Here is a 17,793-nt window from a genome sequence, read left to right as displayed (position 1 = left end):
ATCGTCCGCTTTGTCTCACCGGGCCACCGCCGCCGCGATCAGCGCCGTCGCCTCCGGGCCGTCCCACGCCGCCGGCCCCGGCAGGTGCGCCACCTCGCAGCCCGCCGGATCGATGAGCAGCGTGGTCGGCAGGCCGACCGCGCGGCCGATGGCGCGCAGGTCCTGCAGCACCTGACCTGACGAATCGGCAAAGAAGCCGAGCCGGTTGGCGCCGGTCTCCGCCAGAAATGCCCGCGCCCGCTCGACGTTCCGGGTATCGATGTTGATCGCGACCACCCCGAAGCGCTCGCCCCCGAGGGTGCCCTCAAGCCGGTCGAGCGCCGGCATCTCGGCCCGGCACGGCGCGCACCAGGTCGCCCACAGATTGACCAGCAGCCATGTGCCGCGGAAGTCGGCAAGGCGCCTTGGCGCACCCGCAGCGTCCTTGAACGCGAGGTCAGGCAGCTTCAGCCCGCTCGTCGCCGGGATCACCCGCCCGACCTCGCCGCGCATCAACGGCTTCAGCCGTTCGGCCGCCGCCACCGCCGGCCGGCACGCCGGATCACCCGCGACCTTGCCCGCACCGGCGCCAATCCCGTAGAACAGCGCCAGTCCGGCGAGCGCCGCCGCGGCGACGGCGAGTGCGACCATCCGCCTGCGGCGGGTGCGCCGGCCGGTATCGCCTGTCGGGTGTGCTTCGTCCGTCACCGCATCGCCTCCGGGGAACTTTCATGAGCAACAGGATGTGGGGCGGCCGCTTCGCCTCGCCGCCCGCCGAGATCATGGCGGAGATCAACGCTTCGATCGGCTTCGACCAGCGCCTCTTTGCGCAGGACATCCGCGGCTCGATGGCCCACGCCGCCATGCTGGCGGCACGGGGCATCATATCCGCCGAGGACGCCGCCGCCATCCGCTTCGGCCTCGCCGCCATCGAAGCCGAGATCGACGCCGGCACATTCCAGTTCTCGCGCGAGCTGGAGGACATCCACCTCAACATCGAGGCGCGGCTGACCGAGCGCATCGGCCCGGCCGGCGGGCGGCTGCACACCGCGCGCTCGCGCAACGACCAGGTGGCGACCGATTTCCGCCTGTGGGTGCGCGACACCCTCGACACCCTCGATGACCAGTTCAAGGACTTCCAGCAGGCGCTGGCCGAGAAGGCGCTTGCGCACGCTGCGACGGTGATGCCGGGTTTCACCCATTTGCAGACCGCCCAGCCGGTGACATTCGGACATCATTTGCTCGCCTATGTCGAGATGGCCGGGCGCGATCGCGGCCGGCTCCAGGATGCCCGCCGCCGCCTCAACGAATGCCCGCTCGGCGCGGCGGCGCTGGCCGGCACCTCGTTCCCGATCGATCGCGACATGACCGCGGCCGAGCTCGGCTTCGACCGCCCCACCGCCAACTCGCTCGACGCGGTGTCCGACCGCGATTTCCTGATGGAGTCGCTGGCGATGGCGGCCATCGCCGCCGTCCACCTGTCGCGGCTCGCCGAGGAAATCGTGATCTGGACCTCGGCGCCGTTCGGATTTGTCAAGCTGTCGGATGCCTTCACCACCGGCTCCTCGATCATGCCGCAGAAGCGCAACCCCGACGCCGCCGAGCTGGTGCGGGCCAAGACCGGGCGGATCAATGGCGCCCTGATCGGCATCCTGACGGTGATGAAGGGCCTGCCGCTCGCCTACGCCAAGGACATGCAGGAGGACAAGGAGGGCGGCTTCGACGCGCTCGCCGCGCTGTCGCTGGTGCTCGCCGCCATGACCGGCATGATCCGCGACCTCGAGCCCGACACGGCGGCGATGAAGGCCGCCGCCGGCGGCGCCTACTCCACCGCCACAGATCTCGCCGACTGGCTGGTGCGGCGCCTCAATCTGCCGTTCCGCGACGCCCACCACGTCACCGGGCGCATCGTCGCCGCCGCCGCGGCGGCGGGCAAGCCGCTCGACGCGCTGGCGCTCGACCAGATGCAGGCGATCGAGCCGCGCATCACCGCCGAGGTGTTCGAGGTCTTGTCGGTCGAGAACTCGGTGAAAAGCCGCACGTCCTATGGCGGCACCGCGCCGGCCAATGTCGAGGCCCAGGCCCGGCGCTGGCTGGACCGCCTCGCCGCCGAGACCAGTGCGGCATAGCGCGGCCACGAACCAGGGTTCCGTGGCACCGATCTTGGGCTAAAGTGGACACTTCTCATGGAGACGACCCGCGTGACTGCGATGCTCCCGTCCCGCCGCCGGCTTTTGCTCCTCGCCGGCTCGCTCGTTGTCGCGACCGCATTGGCGGCCTGCGGCCGCAAAGGCCCGCTGGAGCCGCCGCCCGGCAGCTGGGAGCCGCCGCCGGGCACCGACAAGGACAAGGCCAAGCCGCCCAAGGGGCCGGTAAGGTCGCAGGATCCGATCATCCTCGACAGGCTTCTCAACTGAGCTTGGAGCGTCCGGCCTGATGCCATCAGGTTGAACGCTCCAAGCTTGTGAGTTTTCGCATATTCTTCCGCAAAGCCGGTTCCCGCTTTTGCGGAAAATGCTTCTGCCGGCACGCCATGAACCATTTTGCCTATCGCGACGGCGTCCTTCACGCCGAGGACGTCAACCTCGCCGCGATCGCGGCGCGGGTCGGCACGCCGTTCTATTGCTATTCGACCGCGACGCTCACCCGCCACTACCAGGTGTTCGCCGAGGCGCTGGCCGGGCTCGACGCGCTGATCTGCTACGCGATGAAGGCGAACTCGAACCAGGCGGTGCTGGCGACGCTGGCCGACCTCGGCGCCGGCGCCGACGTGGTGTCGGGCGGCGAGCTCGCCCGGGCGCTGACCGCCGGCATTCCGCCCGAGAAGATCGTGTTCTCCGGCGTCGGCAAGACCGAGGCGGAGCTGGCGGCGGCGCTCGACGCCGGCATCCTGTGCCTCAACGTCGAGTCCGAGCCCGAACTCGCCGCGCTGTCGCAGGTGGCGAGCGCCATGGGCAAGGTCGCGGCGGTGTCGCTGCGCATCAATCCCGACGTCGACGCCAAGACCCACAGCAAGATCGCCACCGGCAAGGCCGAGAACAAGTTCGGCATCCCGCGCGCCCGCGCCCGCGCCGTCTATGCCGAGGCGGCCAGAATGCCGGGCATCAAGGTGGCCGGCGTCGACATCCACATCGGCAGCCAGATCGTCGACCTGGCGCCGTTCGATCAGGCCTTCGCCATCCTCGCCGAGCTGGTCGGCGAGTTGCGCGCCGACGGCCACACCATCGACCACGTCGACCTCGGCGGCGGCCTCGGCATCCCCTACCGCACCGACAACGAGCCGCCGCCCGAACCGCTGCTCTATGGCGAGATCGTCAAACGCCGCATCGGCCCGCTCGGCTGCAAGGTGATCATCGAGCCCGGCCGGCTGATCGTCGGCAATGCCGGGGTGCTGGTCGCCCGGGTGCTCTACATCAAGGAGGGCGCGGCCAAGACCTTCGTCATCACCGACGCCGGCATGAACGACCTGATTCGGCCGACGCTGTACGAGGCCCACCACGACATCCGCCCGCTGGCCGAGCCGGCACCGGGGGCGCGGCGCATGGTGGCGGACGTGGTCGGCCCGGTGTGCGAGACCGGCGACTTCCAGGCGCTGCACCGCGACCTGCCCGAACTCAAGAGCGGCGACCTCATCGCCATCCTCACCGCCGGCGCCTACGGCGCGGTGCAGGCCTCGACCTACAACACCCGGCCGCTGGTGCCGGAAGTGCTGGTCAAGGACGCCGAATGGGCGCTGATCCGGCCGCGGATCGAGGCCGAGGAGCTGATCGCGCTCGACCGCCTGCCGCCCTGGCTGTGAGCGGCACCTCGTCGCCCCGGGCAAGGGCCGAAGGCCCGTGACCCGGGAGCGTCATCAAGACGGGCACCTTTGTGTAGACCATCCCGGGTCTGGCGCTCGCCCCCGTGATCGTTGTCAGGACAGCGGCCCGCCCCAAGGCCGGGCGCTGACGCGCTCGTGTTCGGCGGCTCACTTTCGACCGATTCGGCCCGTGTTATGCTTCCAGCGGCTACCTGGGAGCGCGCGTGACCGATACCCCGCGGACCGACACCCCCGACGGACGCCCGCCGGAACGAACGCCCGCCCGCGACGCGCTGGCGCGAGCGCTGAAGCGCGCGCGCCTTGCACTGCTGTGGGAGCGGCTGTGGCCGGCGTCGGTGCGGTTCGCCGCGGCGGTCGGGCTGTTCGTGGCGCTGTCGTGGGCCGGGCTGTGGGCGGTGATGCCGCCCCCGGCGCGGCCGTTTGTGCTGTTCCTCTTCATCGCGCTCGCCGCCTATGCCGGCGCACCGCTGCTGCGGCTGCGCGGTCCCGGCCGCCGGGCGATCCTGCGCCGGCTCGACCGCGTCTCCGGCCTGCCGCACCGGCCGGCGAGCGCGCTCGACGACGAGCTCGGCACCCGCCGCGAGGACCCGGTGTCGCGCGCGTTGTGGGATGCCCACCGCGCCCGCCTGCTGGCGGAGACCCGCGACATCGCGGTCGGCCTGCCGAGCCCGCGGCTGGTCGAGCACGACCGCTTTGCGCTGCGCGCGCTGGTGCTGCTTCTGGTGATCGCCACTTGGTTCATGGCCGAAGGCGAGCGCACCAAGCGGGTGCTGCTGGCGTTCGACTGGACCGGTCCGGCGGCGCCGGCGCCCTACCGCATCGATGCCTGGGTGACGCCGCCGGCCTATACCGGCCGGCCGCCGCTGCTGTTGTCCGGCGTGCGCTCGGGCGAGCCGGTCGCCGAGGGCCGGCACGCCGGCCCCATCGACGTGCCGGCCGGCAGCGTGGTCACCATTCGCGCCACCGGCCTCAGCACCCTGGCGCTGCGGATGCGCGGCAGCGGGTTCGCCGAGGTTGCGCCGGACGGCGCCGCCCCGCCCGCCGGCACCACCGAGCGCCGGCTCAAGATTACCGCCAGCGGCCAATTGGCGCTGCATGACGTCGGCGACGCCGACCTGGTGTGGTCGTTCAACGCCGTGCCCGACCGCGCCCCGACCATCGCCATGACCCGCACGCCCCAGACGGTCGGCCGCAACGCGCTGTCGCTGGCCTACCGCCTGGAGGACGACTACGGCGTGGTCTCGGCCGAGGCCGGTTTTCGGCTGAAGGAGCCCGCTCCCGGCGCGCGCCCGCTTTACGAGCTGCCGCCGCTGCCGCTCGCGCTGCCGCAGGCGCGCACCCGCTCGGGCAACGGCGAGACCGTCAAGGACCTCACCGACCATCCGTTCGCCGGCGCCAAGGTTCAGCTCGCGCTGAAGGCCCGCGACGACGCCGGCAACGAGGGCGTGAGCGAAACGGCCGACCTCACCTTGCCGCAGCGCGCCTTCACCAACCCGCTGGCACGGGCGCTGGTGGAGCAGCGCCGCATGCTGGCGCTCGACGCCGGCTGCCGCCTCCACGTCGAACGCGCGCTCGACGCCCTGGCGATCGGGCCGGAACGGTTCACGCCCGACACCGCCATCTATCTCGGCCTGCGCACCGCCTATTGGCGCCTTGCCGCCGCCCGCGACGACGACGGCCTGCGCGAGGCGGCCGATTATCTGTGGCAGATCGCGGTGCGGATCGAGGACGGCGAGATGGCCGACGCCGAGCGTGAGCTGCGCGCCGCGGAGGACGCGCTGCGTCAGGCGCTTGAGCGCGGCGTCGGCGAGGACGAGCTGAAGCAGCTCACCGACAACCTGCGCCAGGCGCTCGACCGTTTCATGCGCGAACTGGCCGAGGAGATGCGGCGCAACCCGAACCGCCAGGCCGAGAATCGGCCGCTCGACCGCAACACCCGCGTCCTGCGCCCGCAGGACCTGCAGGCCATGATCGACAGGCTGGAGAACCTCGCCAGGTCCGGCTCGCGCGATGCGGCGCAACGCATGCTGGACGAGTTGCAGGCGATGCTCGACAGCCTCGACCGCAGCCGCTCCGGCAACATGGCCGAAGGCGACGGCGACGCCATCGACCGGCTCGGCGACATGATCCGCAACCAGCAGCAGCTGCGCGACCGCACCTGGCGCGAGGGCCGCGAGCAGCGCGACCGCCAACGCCGCGGCGAGGGCAATCGCAGCCCGAGCGAGCCCGGCCAGCCCTTCGGCGAGCTGCAGCAGGGCCAGGAGGAGGTCCGCCGCCAGCTCGACGGCCTGCTCGACCAGCTCAACAAGATGCGCCGCGACCAGGGCGACGGCGAGGGCGGCGAGGGCGACGGCGAGCAGGCGTTCGGCCGCGCCCGCGACGCCATGCGCGAGGCCGAGCGCCAGCTCGGAGCCGGCAATGCCGACGGCGCGGTGGGCTCCCAGGGGCGCGCCATCGAGAATCTGCGCCGCGGCGCCCAGGCCATGGCGCGCGGCCAACCCGGCAGCGGCCGCCCCAATCCCGACGGCTCCGGCCAAAGCAGCGAAACCGACACTGACCCGCTCGGCCGGCCGCGTTCGGCCGGACGCGACCTCGACAATGACAGCCGCGACTTCGTCCCCGACGCCGTCGACGCCCAGCGCGCCCGAAGGGTGCTGGAAGAGCTCCGGCGCCGGCTCGGCGACGCCGAGCGCCCCCAGATCGAGCTCGACTATCTGGAACGGCTGCTCAAGGGGTTCTGACCCGAAATCCGGCCGATCGCGCCGGAGTCCCGTTCATGCCGCCGGCGCCAGCACCGCGGCGACCGCCGCCCGCAGCTCGGGCAGCGTGAACGGCTTCGACAGCACGTCGCGGACGATGGCGTCGAGGCCGTGGGCGCGCTCGCGCTGATCGGCGTAGCCAGTCATCAGCAGGATCGGCAGCCGCGGGTAGTCGCGCGTCGCGGTCAAAGCGAGGGCGATGCCGTCCATCACCGGCATCTTGATGTCGGACAGCAACAAATCGAAGCGGCCGTCCTCGCGGTTGAGGATATCCAGCGCCTCGCCGCCATCCTCGGCAGCGGTGACCTCATGGCCCTGGATGGCGAGTGCCCGGATCACCAGGGTGCGGACCTCGGCATCGTCTTCGGCGATCAGGATGCGCGCCATCGCATCACTCCGTCTGTTGCGGAACCCGTGCGGCCGCCGCGCGATTTCCCATCCCACCCCCGCCGCCAGGTTGGCGCAGCGGCATTCGGTCCCGCTCCCGGCGGCTGAAGCCGCCAAGCCCTTGCCGCGCGCGGAGCGCCCGCGCCGGGCGCGGGCCGGCAATCGCAACACCGTCCAAGACCGGAGGCCGGGCCTCGCATCGGCCAACGGCTCCACCCGGCCCGTTCAGCCGGGGGGCACGTCGGCATGATCGACCACGCCGACGAACGGCAACTGGCGAAAGGCGTGGGCGATGTCCATGCCGTAGCCGACCACGAACACGTCCTCGCAGCGAAACCCGAGGAAATCGGCGTCGACCTTGACGGCGCGCTTGCCGGGCTTTTCGAGCAGCACGCAGGTCCGCACCCGTGCCGCCCCGCGCGCGGCCAAAAGGTCCTTGGCGAACGCCAGCGTGCGGCCGGATTCCAGGATGTCGTCGACCAACAGCACGTCTCGGCCGCGCACCTCGCTCTCGACGTCCCGCAGGATCTGGACCCGGCCGGAGGAGACGGTCGAGGTGCGATAGCTCGACAGGATGATGAACTCGACCTCGGGCGCGACACCGGCGGCGTGCAGCGCGCGAATCAGGTCGGCCGCGAACACGAAGCTGCCCTTGAGCACGCACACCACCAGCAGGCGATGGGGGTGGATCGCCGCAATCTCCTCGGCGAGTTCGCGATTGCGGGCGGCGATGGCGTCGGCGTCGTAAAGCACACGGACAGCAGGCAGCGGTGTCGACGCGGGGGATGGTGTTTCGACCGTCATGGGCCCTCAGGGCTTGGCGTTGACCAGATCCCGCTTGAGCAGGAACCGGACCAGGACCTCCTGGCCGTCCTGCGGCGGCGAGGCGAGGCGGCTTCGCATCATGAAGCTTTCGCCTGCTGACAACATGGGCTGCGCCGGTTCTGCCGTCCAGGCATAGAGTTCGCGGCCATTCGGCCCGACCACCGCCATCCGCAGTTTCGAAATCTCGGCGGCCTTGGGGCCCGGATTGAACACATAGCCCTCGACCGACAGCACCGGGATGCCGTCCTTGACGTCGCGAACCGCCTTCACCTCGTGGAATTCCAGCCCGCGCAGGTTCACCGGCATGCCGAGCGCCTGAAAGAAGCCGCCCAGGCTGGGCGACAGCCGCACCAGGTCTGAGCGCCAGATCAGCGCGGCGGCGACCATCGCCACCACCGCGGTGGTGGCGATGTGCATCGCCCGCGTCCACGGACGTGGCCGCTCGACCAGCGCTCGGCGCCGCGGCCGCACCGGCTCGGCCGAATCGGCCGCAGCGGCAGAGTCGGCCGCGACCGCCTCGAGCGACGCCGTCTCGTCATCGTCGCGAAGCTCCACCGCCGGCGCTTTTCGCGCGGCGCCCTGCTGTGGACCAGGCTCGATCTCGCCAGCCAGCTCCCCGCCGGGCGGCTCCGCGCTGGGCGCCAGCGGCGGCGCGTCGGCGGCCTCGATCATCACCTCGTCTTCGAACGGCCGGTCGATGGCGATGATATCGTCGTCCGCGCCGATCGCCTCGAAGCTGCGGTCGGCTTCGGCGAACGCGGCTTCGACTTCGGCGTCGAGCCGCGAATCACCGGTCAAACTCGCGACCGGGGCCACCGCGCCGACCAACGCGTCCTCCAATTGCGGCTCCGGCACGAGATCGGCCGGCATCGCAATCCAGACATATTGGCAGGCGGAGCACCGCACGGATCGCCCTTCCGCCGCGATGGCGGCGGCAGGGACGCGGAATGCAGAGGAGCAGCTAGGGCAAGCGAGCAGCATGGCCGACACTGAGGTTTCGAGCGCAGTTTGCACCAACGACCGTTAACGGACTGGAAACCTCGTTGGCGCGACCGACACGTCGCGCGAAATTTGCGCGCGTTTCGGTTGCCGTGCCGGCGACGGCCAGCCCCGACGCGGCAACCGGCGGCCGCGCGCCCGGTTCCCATCGGGGCGGAAAATGCGCAAGGTCGCCCGGCGGGCACAATCCTGCCAGAGTTGCCCCGTTTGCAGGGGAGGCGGCGCGCCGTGCGGCGGCGCGGGCCGGCCTGCTCTATCGCCCGGAGGCGCCAGTGATCCGTTTCGAGAACGTCGGCCTGCGCTATGGCATGGGAGCGGAGGTGCTGCGCGACCTCACCTTCTCGATCGAGCAGAACTCGTTCCAGTTTCTCACCGGCCCCTCCGGCGCCGGCAAGACCTCGCTGCTGCGGCTGTTGTTCCTGTCGCTGAAGCCGACCCGAGGCCTGGTGTCGGTGTTCGGCCGCGAGGTCACCAGCCTCGAGCCCGACGAGGTGGCGATCATCCGCCGGCGCATCGGCATCGTGTTTCAGGATTTCCGCCTGCTCGACCACCTCACCACATACGAGAACGTGGCGCTGCCGCTCCGGGTGCTGGGGCGGGAGGAGGCGAGCTACCGCACCGAGGTGATCGAGCTGCTGCACTGGGTCGGCCTCGGCGAGCGCGCCTCGGCGCTGCCGCCGACGCTGTCGGGCGGCGAGAAGCAGCGCGCCGCCATCGCCCGCGCCCTGATCGGCCGGCCCGAGCTGCTGCTCGCCGACGAGCCGACCGGCAACGTCGATCCCTCGCTGGCCCGTCGCCTGCTCAAGCTGTTCGCCGAGTTGCACAGGCTCGGCACCTCGATCGTGATCGCCACCCACGACCTCGCCCTCATGGACCAGTTCGACGCCACGCGACTGGTGCTCGCCGACGGCCGCCTTCACGTCTATGAGTGAGTCGATGAGCCCGGACCCGGAGCTGACCCAAACCGAAAGCGGCCACGGCCCGCGGCCGCCCGGCGCGATCATCCCGACCAGCAGCATCTCCGGCACCGCGCTGGTGGCGGTGGTGGCGATCATGACCTTCCTGGCCGCGCTGGCGGTCGGCGCCGTCGGCCTGGTCTACGACGCCGCCACCGACTGGCGCTCCGACGTCGCCCGCGAGATGACGATCCAGGTGCGCCCGGTCGAGGGCCGCAACCTCACCGAGGACGTCCGCCGCGCCGGCGAGGTCGCCCGCGCCGCGCCCGGCATCGTCGACGTCCGCGTCTACAGCCAGGCCGAGGCCGAGCACCTGCTGGAGCCGTGGCTGGGCGCCGGGCTCGACCTCACCGGCCTGCCGGTGCCGCGGCTGATCGGCCTCCAGCTCGGCAGTGGCGGGCTCGATTCGCCGGCGCTCCGGCGCCAGCTCGCCGAAAAGGTGCCCAATGCCAGCCTCGACGACCACCGCGCCTGGTCGGCCTATCTGGTCACGATGGCCGACACCGTGGTTGCCGCCGGGATCGCCGTCACCGGCCTCGTGCTGGTGGCGACCGCGCTGTGCGTCGCCTTCGCCACCCGCGGCGCGGTCTCGGTCAACCGCAACGTCGTTGAGGTGCTGCACCTGGTCGGCGCCAAGGATTCCTTCATCGCCGTCCAGTTCCAGCGCCATTTCCTCCTGCTCGGGCTGAGAGGGGCGGCGACCGGCGGCGCCGTCGCCATGGTGCTGTTCCTGCTGATCGGCGCCCTTGCCGGCAGCGGCCTTGCCGACGGCACCGGCGGCGCGGCCACCCTGATCGGCGGGCTGGCGCTGCCGGGCCAGAGCTATCTGCTGATCGTCGCGCTGGTGCTGACCGTCGCCGCCGTGACCGCGACGACCACCCGCGTCACGGTGCGCTCGACGCTCCGCTCGTTCGACTGAGCGGGGCGGCGCGTCCCCCGGTCCTGCAAGGCCTTGCCGGCCCAAGGGTTGCGCGCGCGCCGGCGGTGGTGCATCCACCGGCTCCGGCCGCCCGCCATTGGCGGGGCTCCCGATGCAGGCGCAGGTTTCCACCCGCGCACGCAGTGTTTTATCCTCGACCCCGGAGGGGGGCATGGCCTTTGCGCAGGATCGCGGTCCGGTGAACGTGACGCCCGATCGGCACCACCGCCTCAAAACGGCGGTGCTGGTGGGCGGATTTTCGGCGTTGGTGCTGCTGTGCGCCGGGGTCGCCGGCTTCGTCTGGTTCCTGTCCGGGCTCGACGTCCAGCCACGGCCGCTGACCGAGAAGGCCGACGCCATCGTGGTGCTGACCGGGGGCGCCTCCCGCATCGACGACGCGCTGGACCTGCTCGAACGCGGCCACGGCCACCGCCTGCTGATCACCGGCGTCCACCCGGCGACGCGGGTCGATGAGCTCGCCCGCCTGACCTCGCAAAGCCCGGCGCTGTTTGCCTGCTGCGTCGACATCGACCGCCGGGCGCTCAACACCACCGGCAACGCCGCCGAAACCGGGGCGTGGGTGCGGCGGCACGGTTTCCGCTCGCTGGTGGTGGTGACGTCGGCCTACCACATGCCGCGCACGCTGCTCGAACTCGGCAGCGCGGTGCCGGGCGTGCGGCTGATCGCGTTCCCGGTGGTGTCCGACCAGCTGCGCGCCGGGCCGTGGTGGGCCAACGCCCGATTTGCCCGACTGATCGCGCTCGAATATCTCAAGTATATCGCCGCCCGCGTTCGCATCCGGCTTGAGCCGGCCACCTCGAGCGGCACGGTTGCCGCCGCCAACTCCGATTGACCCAGGGGCTCCGCCGTGGTGATTCTACGTTCTATTCTGTTCAACGTTCTGTTTTATTTGAACCTTGCCGTCCAAGCCATTCTCTATTTGCCGCTGCTGGCGCTGTCGCGCCGGCACGTCATCCGCGCCACCCAGTATTGGGGGCGCAGCACCAACTGGCTGCTGGGGGTGGTCGCCGGCATCCGGATCGAGTTCCGCGGCCTGGAAAACCTGCCGCCCGGCCCGTTGCTGATCGCCTCCAAGCACCAGTCGGCGTGGGAGACCTTCGGCCTCGTCGGAGTGCTGGCCGACCCGGTGTTCGTCTACAAGCGCGAACTGGGCTGGCTGCCGCTCTATGGCTGGTACTGCAAGCGCGCCGGCATGATCGCGGTCGACCGCTCCGGCGGCGCCGTCGCCTTGCGCCGCATGAGCGAGGAAGCCCGCGCCGCCATCGCGTTCGGCCGCCAGATCATCATCTTTCCCGAGGGCACCCGCCGCCCGGTCGGCGCCGAGCCCGACTACAAGCCCGGCATCGGCCTGCTCTACGGCCAGCTCAAGGTGCCGTGCGTGCCGGTGGCGCTCAATTCCGGGCTGTTCTGGCGGCGACGGACGTTCCGGCGCTTTCCCGGCACCATCATAGCGGAGTTCCTGCCGCCGATCCCGCCCGGCCTGCCGCGGGCGCAGTTCATGGCGCGCCTGCAGAACGACATCGAGACCGCCACCGACAGGCTGGTGGCCGAGGGGCGCAAGCAGGGGTGATCGCGCGAAATCCGGCCGATCAGGCCGGCGTTTCGGGTCACAATCGCTCGGCGAGCCAGATCAGCTCCTCGTCGCGGATGCCGAGCCGCTCCAGCTCGGCCACCGTCGCCAGCACGTAGTCGCGGTTGGCGCCGGAGCGGCCATGGCCCTGGCGCACGAGGTGAAGCTGCTCCTCGCGGCTGAGGGTGCCGGCATATTGGTGGTGGGCGCGGTCGATGACGTAGACCAGCGCCATCACCTCGCGCTCGGGATGCTTGATCAGCTGCACCCGGCGGTGGACCTCGCGATAAGCCTTGGTGGTCTGCTCGCGCTCGCGCAAATAGGCCAGCGTGTCGTCCCACGCTGCCGCCTCGACCCGATAGGCGACGCCGACGCACTGGCCGCCGAGGTCGAGGCCAAGCACGAGGCCGGGACGCTCCGGGGTGCCGCGGTGAACGTGCGAGAGCAGGCACAGCGCGCGGTGGGCGCCGGTCAGCCGGGCCGGATGGCGTTCGACATAGTCGAACCCCGGCCGCCACATCAGCGAGCCATAGCCGAACACCCAGTGGCCGGAGACGTCGATCGACGGCTCCGCTGCGTCATTGCTGCTTCCCGCCAGCTGTCCGTTGACAGCGGCGACGGAAACCGGTCCTTTCGGCATGTTGTTCGCCTGGGCCCGCCTGCCCGCGGCGGGTCAGGCGACCCGCCCCGGGCAAGCCAACAAGGTGGCCGCCTGCCACGATTTCGGTCTGGAATCATGGCATCGGCCTTCCCCGTTGGGTAGCAGGCCAATTCCAGATTTCCAACGCGATCACGCCCATGCCCAGCCCGCTGTCCTCCCGTCGCTTCTGGCTGCTCGTCGCGCCATTCGTGCTGCTCGTGCTGCTCGCCGTCGGCTGGTCGGCGCTGTGGAGCCACGCCCGCGACCGCGTCGAGGCCGAGATCGACCGCGCGATGGCGCGTGAAAGCGGCGCCGGCCGCCAGATCGCGTGCGCCGAGCGCACCGTCGCCGGCTTTCCGTTCCGCATCGAGTTGAGGTGCGAGCGGCCGTTGTTCGCCCAGAATCGCGGCCTGGCGCTCGAAATTGCCGGCAGCCGCATCGTCGCGGTGGCCGAGGTGTGGCAGCCGCAGCGGGTCCGTTTCGAACTCACCGGCCCGGTGCGGGTGGCCGAGCCCGGTCCGGGCGGCCGCGAGATCGCGGTGGCCGAGTTCGCCGCCGCCCACGCCGACGTCGTCTATGATTTCGACGGCCGCCACCAGCTCACCGCCGTCGCCGCCGACGTCACGCTCCGGGTGGCCGACGCGGCACAGCCGTTCCGGAGCCCGCGCGCCGAGCTTCTGCTGCATCGCCAGGACGCCGGCACTGCGCTCGACGTCACCCTTTCGGTCAACCGGCTCGACGGCCCGCTGGCGCTGCCCGGCGTGCGCGGCGCCATCGACCTCGACGCCGAGGCGAGGGTGTCGGGCATCGAGGCCATCCGCGGCGCCAGCCAGGCCGAGCGGCTGAGAAGCTGGGCGATCGCCGGCGGCAAGGCCGACATCACCCGCCTGCGCGTCATCAGCGACGGCGTCGCCAGCGACGCCTCGGGCACCCTCGCGCTCGATCCCCACGGCCGGATCAACGGCGCGCTGCGGGTGCTGGTGCACGGCGTCGACCAGGTGATGGCCGATCTGGTGCAGCGCCGCGCGCTCCCGCGCGAGATATTGACGCTGGTGCCGACCCTGGCCGCCATCAGCCAGAGGGGCGATATCGCCGGCCGCCCGGCGATGTCGCTGCCGATCGCGTTCCGCGAGGGGCTGATCCGGGTCGGCCCGCTGCCGGTCGGCGCCATCCCGCCGCTGTTCTGATCCGGCTTGCGGTTGGCCCCGTCGTGATTCCGAAAACGGCCTCGCCGAAAAGCCCTTGGTCGAACAGGAGCGTTCCGGCCACCGGACGACGAAACGCCGCCCTGATCGGCCGGATTTCGCACGATTGCATTTGACCAGGGAGAGGCCATGTCCCCCGACGACATTCGCGGCGCGCTCGACTTTGTGCGCGGCGCCGAGCGGCTGAAGGATGTGCTGCGTTGCTCGCACACCTCCAGCGGCCGGCCGGAGAGCACCGCCGAGCACACCTGGCGGCTATGCCTGATGGCGATGGTGTTCGCCGACGCCGTTCCGGGCATCGACGTCGCGCGGCTGCTCAAGATCTGCGTGGTGCACGACCTCGGCGAGGCGATCCATGGCGACGTGCCGGCGGTGGTGCAGGACGGCGGGCCGGACAAGGCCGCCCGCGAGCGCGCCGACCTCGCAACGCTCACCGAGCCGTTGCCGGCGGCGATCCGCACCGAGATCCTGGCGCTGTGGGAGGACTACGAGGCCGCCGCCTCGCCCGAAGCGCGGCTGGCCAAGGCGTTCGACAAACTGGAGACGATGCTCCAGCACGCCCAGGGCCGAAATCCGCCCGACTTCGACTACGCCTTCGACCTCGGCTACGGCACCAAATACACCGCCGCCCACCCGCTCACCGCCGCCATCCGGGCGCTGATCGACGACGACATGCGCGCCCGCATCCGGCAACAGGCCGGGGCTGAATAGCAGCGGGTCGGGCGAGGTCGCCGCGGGACGTCCGCGCCACGCACGGCCCGCCCGCTAACCCCGTCGGCGCAGCAGAAACACCGCCTGCTCGCCGAACAGGTTCCAGAACCACCACGGCACATTGACCCGCACCGGGCGTCCGTAGCGGTCGAGCGCCACCGCCTTTTCGATCTCGACGTCGATCTCGTGCACCAGATCGACGAAGTCGCGGATGGTGCAGAAATGGATGTTGGGGGTGTCGTACCAGGAATCCGGCAGGTTGTCGGTCACCGGCATGCGGCCGCGGAACAACAGGTGGGCGCGGATGCGCCAGTGGCCGAAATTGGGGAACGACACGATGCCGCGGCGGCCGATGCGCAGCATCTGCTCGATCACCCAGCGCGGCCGGCGCATCGCCTGCAGCGTCTGCGACAGCACCACGAAGTCGAAGGCGTCGTCGGGATAGTGCGCAAGGTCGGCGTCGGCATCGCCCTGGATCACCGCCAGTCCCTTGGCCATTGAGGCACTCACGCCCTCGCGCGAGATCTCGATGCCGCGGGCGTCGGCGCCGCGGGTCTCGGCCAAAAGACGGAGCAACTCGCCGTCGCCGCAGCCGACGTCGAGCACCCGCGCCCCGGGCCCGATCATGTCGGCGACGGTCAGAAGATCGACGCGGGCACCGTTGATCGCGCTCAGCGGCTTCGCCGGCGCAGCGGACGCTTCGAGCACGCTCATGCCGCCACCGGCAGGCCGCGCGCCTTGGCGGCGGCATCGAGGAAGCCGCGCAGGGTGGCTTCGAACTCCGGAACGTCGAGCAGGAAGGCGTCGTGGCCCTTGTCGGTCTCGATCTCGACGAACGACACCGAGGCGGCGGCGGCGTTGAGCGCCTTGACGATCTGGCGCGACTCCGAGGTCGGGAACAGCCAGTCGGAGTTGAAGGAAACGACGCAGAACCGCGTCCTGGTGCCGCGGAACGCCTGAGCCAGTATGCCGCCATGGTCGGCGGCAAGATCGAAATAGTCCATCGCCCGCGTCACATAGAGATAGGAGTTGGCGTCGAACCGCTCGACGAAGCTGAGGCCTTGGTGGCGCAGGTAGCTCTCGACCTGGAAATCGGCGTCGAAGCTGAAGCCCGGCGTGGTGCGGTTCTGCAGGCGGCGGCCGAACTTGTTGTGCAGCGCCGCCTCGGACAGATAGGTGATGTGGCCGCCCATGCGTGCCACCGCGAGGCCCTTTTCCGGCCGGGTGCCGGCTTCGATATAGCGGCCGCCGTGCCATTCTGGGTCCGCCATCACCGCCTGGCGGCCGACCTCGCCGAACGCGATGTTCTGGGCGGAGTGGCGGGCGGCGGAGGCGATCGGCAGCGCCGAAAACACCCGGTCCGGGTAGCTCGCCGCCCACTCCAGCACCTGCATGCCGCCCATCGAGCCGCCGGCCACCGCAAACAGCGTGTCAATGCCGAGGTGGTCGATGAGCTTGGCCTGGGCGTTGACCATGTCGCGGATGGTCACCACCGGCAGATCGAGCGCCCACGGCTTGCCGGTCGCCGGATTGGTCGAGGACGGCCCGGTGGTGCCCATGCAGCCGCCCAGCACGTTGGCGCAGATCACAAAATAGCGATCGGTGTCGAATGCCTTGCCCGGACCGACCATGGTCTGCCACCACCCCGGCTTGCCGGTGGCGGGGTGGACGTTGGCGACGTGCTGGTCGCCGGTCAAAGCGTGGCAGATCAGGATGGCGTTGCTGCGGGCGGCATTCAGCGTGCCGTAGGTCTGGTAGGCGCATTGCCATGGCGCCAGCACCGCGCCCGACATCAGGCGCAGCGGCTGCTCGACCCCGAACCGCACGACCAGCGACGACGGCTCGTCGGTCTCGCGGCGAGCCAGATCGAACACCCTCGCCTTGGCGTGCTTGGTCATTCCAATCCTTTGCGGTCCCATCGTTCTCGTCAACCGCCGTTTCGTTCGTTACAACGGACGAAACGGCCCGGCAAGATCGCCTGTCAAGCCCTCTGACACCGCTACGGAGCGCCCAGCCCGCCGGAGCCGCGGCAAAGCGCCACGCGCACGGCTTGCATCCTGCGGCATCCCGCCTATCAAACGGTTATGACAAAGCCCACCCCGCCCTTCTCCGCGCTGGCCCAGCTTCGGGCCGACATCGACCGCATCGACGCCGAGATGCACCGTCTTTTGATGGAGCGCGGCGAGATCATCGACCGCCTGGTGGCGGTGAAGCAGACCAGCGAGAGCGGGTCGGCGTTCCGGCCTGCCCGCGAAGCGGACATGATGCGACGGCTGGTCGCGCGGCACCACGGCCGGCTGCCGCTCGACACGGTGGAGAGCATCTGGCGGGTGATCATCGCGACCTTCACCTGGGTGCAGGCGCCCTACACCGTGCACGCCGACCTCTCGGCCGGCGAGGCGGTGATGCGCGACGTCGTGCGGTTTCATTTCGGCTTCACCGTGCCGTTCGTGACCCATGTCGGCGCAGCCGGGGCGCTGGCGGCGGTCGCCGCCTCCAAGGGCGACCTCGCCTTGGTGCCGGCGGCGAGCCTGTCCGGCAACGGCGCGTGGTGGACCGCGCTGGAGGCCGCAGGCGCGCCCAAGATCATCGCCCGGCTGCCGTTCGTCGAGCGCGCCGACCACCCGGCCGGGCTGCCGACCTTCGTGGTGGCGCGGCCGGCGCTGGACGCGGTGGCAAACGAGGTGACGACGGTGAGCGTGCGGGTCGCCGGCTGGGGACCTCAGGTGGCGAGCGCCATCGCCCCGCTCGCCGACACCATCGCCGCGCCCGACCGCGCGCTGGACGGCGCCATGCTGCTGGTGTCGCTGCCGCCCGAGCGGGCGCTGGACGACGTGCTCGTCGCCATGCGGCAGGCGGGCGCCTCGGTTCGCAACACCGCTCTCGTCGGCGGCCACGCCAGCCGCTATACCGTGGCGCGCGACGGCGCCCAGCCGGTTCCGGTGGGCCGCTGAACCGCCCGACCGCGCCCCGCCCCTCCCGCAATCGCACGTCTGGCGCCC

At 71.0% G+C, this 17,793-nt stretch carries 18 protein-coding genes and 1 pseudogene; 11 read left to right on the top strand and 8 right to left on the bottom strand.

Annotated elements, in window-relative coordinates; all coding sequences use genetic code 11:
* Positions 1-15: 15 nt before the first annotated feature.
* Positions 16-687: a thiol:disulfide interchange protein TlpA gene (gene tlpA / locus BVIR_RS00860; RefSeq protein WP_236823647.1), complete on the bottom strand. Its 672-nt coding sequence runs from the start codon at positions 685-687 to the stop codon at positions 16-18.
* 23 nt (positions 688-710) lie between these two features.
* Between tlpA and argH the strand changes: the two genes are divergently transcribed.
* The 4 genes from argH (at position 711) to BVIR_RS00840 (ending at position 6,540) form a co-directional block, all read left to right on the top strand.
* Positions 711-2,108 carry an argininosuccinate lyase gene (gene argH / locus BVIR_RS00855; protein WP_055036028.1) on the top strand — a complete coding sequence of 466 codons (1,398 nt, stop codon included), beginning with the start codon at positions 711-713 and terminating at the stop codon, positions 2,106-2,108.
* An 81-nt stretch (positions 2,109-2,189) separates the two neighbouring features.
* Positions 2,190-2,396 (top strand): LPS translocon maturation chaperone LptM, encoded by a 207-nt coding sequence (gene lptM / locus BVIR_RS00850; RefSeq protein WP_055038579.1) that lies wholly within the window; start codon positions 2,190-2,192, stop codon positions 2,394-2,396.
* Positions 2,397-2,512: 116 nt separating this feature from the next.
* Positions 2,513-3,778, top strand: a complete 1,266-nt coding sequence (gene lysA, locus BVIR_RS00845) for a diaminopimelate decarboxylase (RefSeq protein ID WP_055036027.1) — start codon at positions 2,513-2,515, stop codon at positions 3,776-3,778.
* A gap of 224 nt (positions 3,779-4,002) precedes the next feature.
* Complete coding sequence (locus BVIR_RS00840) at positions 4,003-6,540, top strand: TIGR02302 family protein (protein ID WP_055036026.1); 2,538 nt, start codon at positions 4,003-4,005, stop codon at positions 6,538-6,540.
* A gap of 33 nt (positions 6,541-6,573) precedes the next feature.
* On the opposite strand, the gene BVIR_RS00835 is transcribed toward BVIR_RS00840, so the two are convergent.
* The 4 genes and pseudogenes from BVIR_RS00835 to BVIR_RS17400 form a co-directional block, all read right to left on the bottom strand.
* Entirely contained in the window at positions 6,574-6,945 is a 372-nt protein-coding gene (locus BVIR_RS00835; protein ID WP_055036025.1) for a response regulator, read from the bottom strand.
* Positions 6,946-7,170: 225 nt separating this feature from the next.
* Positions 7,171-7,749, bottom strand: coding sequence for a hypoxanthine phosphoribosyltransferase (gene hpt, locus BVIR_RS00830; protein ID WP_055036024.1), 579 nt, complete (start codon positions 7,747-7,749; stop codon positions 7,171-7,173).
* A gap of 6 nt (positions 7,750-7,755) precedes the next feature.
* Complete coding sequence (locus tag BVIR_RS00825) at positions 7,756-8,640, bottom strand: hypothetical protein (protein ID WP_055036023.1); 885 nt, start codon at positions 8,638-8,640, stop codon at positions 7,756-7,758.
* 12 nt (positions 8,641-8,652) lie between these two features.
* Positions 8,653-8,751 (bottom strand): annotated as a pseudogene (locus BVIR_RS17400) (zinc-ribbon domain-containing protein); the annotation flags it as partial.
* Between the two features lie 290 nt (positions 8,752-9,041).
* Here BVIR_RS17400 and ftsE point away from each other — a divergent pair.
* From ftsE to BVIR_RS00805, 4 genes are all read left to right on the top strand, one after another.
* Positions 9,042-9,701 (top strand): cell division ATP-binding protein FtsE, encoded by a 660-nt coding sequence (ftsE, locus tag BVIR_RS00820; RefSeq protein WP_055036022.1) that lies wholly within the window; start codon positions 9,042-9,044, stop codon positions 9,699-9,701.
* Positions 9,702-9,705: 4 nt separating this feature from the next.
* The gene (locus tag BVIR_RS00815) at positions 9,706-10,644 is read left to right on the top strand and encodes a cell division protein FtsX (RefSeq protein ID WP_055036021.1); all 939 of its coding nucleotides are present in this window, start codon (positions 9,706-9,708) and stop codon (positions 10,642-10,644) included.
* A 172-nt stretch (positions 10,645-10,816) separates the two neighbouring features.
* Entirely contained in the window at positions 10,817-11,497 is a 681-nt protein-coding gene (locus tag BVIR_RS00810) for a YdcF family protein (protein ID WP_055036020.1), read from the top strand.
* 15 nt (positions 11,498-11,512) lie between these two features.
* Positions 11,513-12,235, top strand: a complete 723-nt coding sequence (locus tag BVIR_RS00805) for a lysophospholipid acyltransferase family protein (protein ID WP_055036019.1) — start codon at positions 11,513-11,515, stop codon at positions 12,233-12,235.
* A gap of 37 nt (positions 12,236-12,272) precedes the next feature.
* Here BVIR_RS00805 and BVIR_RS00800 read toward each other — a convergent pair whose 3' ends face one another.
* On the bottom strand, positions 12,273-12,875 hold the full coding sequence (locus tag BVIR_RS00800) for a gamma-glutamylcyclotransferase (protein WP_082416518.1): 603 nt from the start codon (positions 12,873-12,875) through the stop codon (positions 12,273-12,275).
* A gap of 158 nt (positions 12,876-13,033) precedes the next feature.
* On the opposite strand from BVIR_RS00800, the gene BVIR_RS00795 reads away from it, so the two are divergent.
* Both BVIR_RS00795 and BVIR_RS00790 read left to right on the top strand, forming a co-directional pair.
* Positions 13,034-14,062, top strand: coding sequence for a DUF2125 domain-containing protein (locus tag BVIR_RS00795; RefSeq protein ID WP_055036018.1), 1,029 nt, complete (start codon positions 13,034-13,036; stop codon positions 14,060-14,062).
* Between the two features lie 147 nt (positions 14,063-14,209).
* On the top strand, positions 14,210-14,791 hold the full coding sequence (locus tag BVIR_RS00790) for an HD domain-containing protein (RefSeq protein WP_055036017.1): 582 nt from the start codon (positions 14,210-14,212) through the stop codon (positions 14,789-14,791).
* A gap of 54 nt (positions 14,792-14,845) precedes the next feature.
* Here the strand turns inward: BVIR_RS00790 and metW are convergent, their stop codons facing one another.
* A complete protein-coding gene (metW, locus tag BVIR_RS00785; protein ID WP_055036016.1) occupies positions 14,846-15,505 on the bottom strand; it encodes a methionine biosynthesis protein MetW in 660 nt (219 codons plus the stop codon).
* Positions 15,502-16,689 carry a homoserine O-acetyltransferase MetX gene (metX, locus tag BVIR_RS00780; RefSeq protein ID WP_055036015.1) on the bottom strand — a complete coding sequence of 396 codons (1,188 nt, stop codon included), beginning with the start codon at positions 16,687-16,689 and terminating at the stop codon, positions 15,502-15,504. Before metX ends, metW begins: the two co-directional genes overlap by 4 nt.
* Before the next feature lie 186 nt (positions 16,690-16,875).
* Between metX and BVIR_RS00775 the strand changes: the two genes are divergently transcribed.
* Entirely contained in the window at positions 16,876-17,745 is an 870-nt protein-coding gene (locus BVIR_RS00775; protein ID WP_055036014.1) for a chorismate mutase, read from the top strand.
* Positions 17,746-17,793: the final 48 nt, after the last annotated feature.

Origin of the sequence: Blastochloris viridis (assembly GCF_001402875.1) — a bacterium.
GTDB classification, from domain to species: domain Bacteria; phylum Pseudomonadota; class Alphaproteobacteria; order Rhizobiales; family Xanthobacteraceae; genus Blastochloris; species Blastochloris viridis.
Note: the sequence above shows the minus strand (reverse complement) of the source record. Positions and strands in the feature narration are given on the sequence as shown.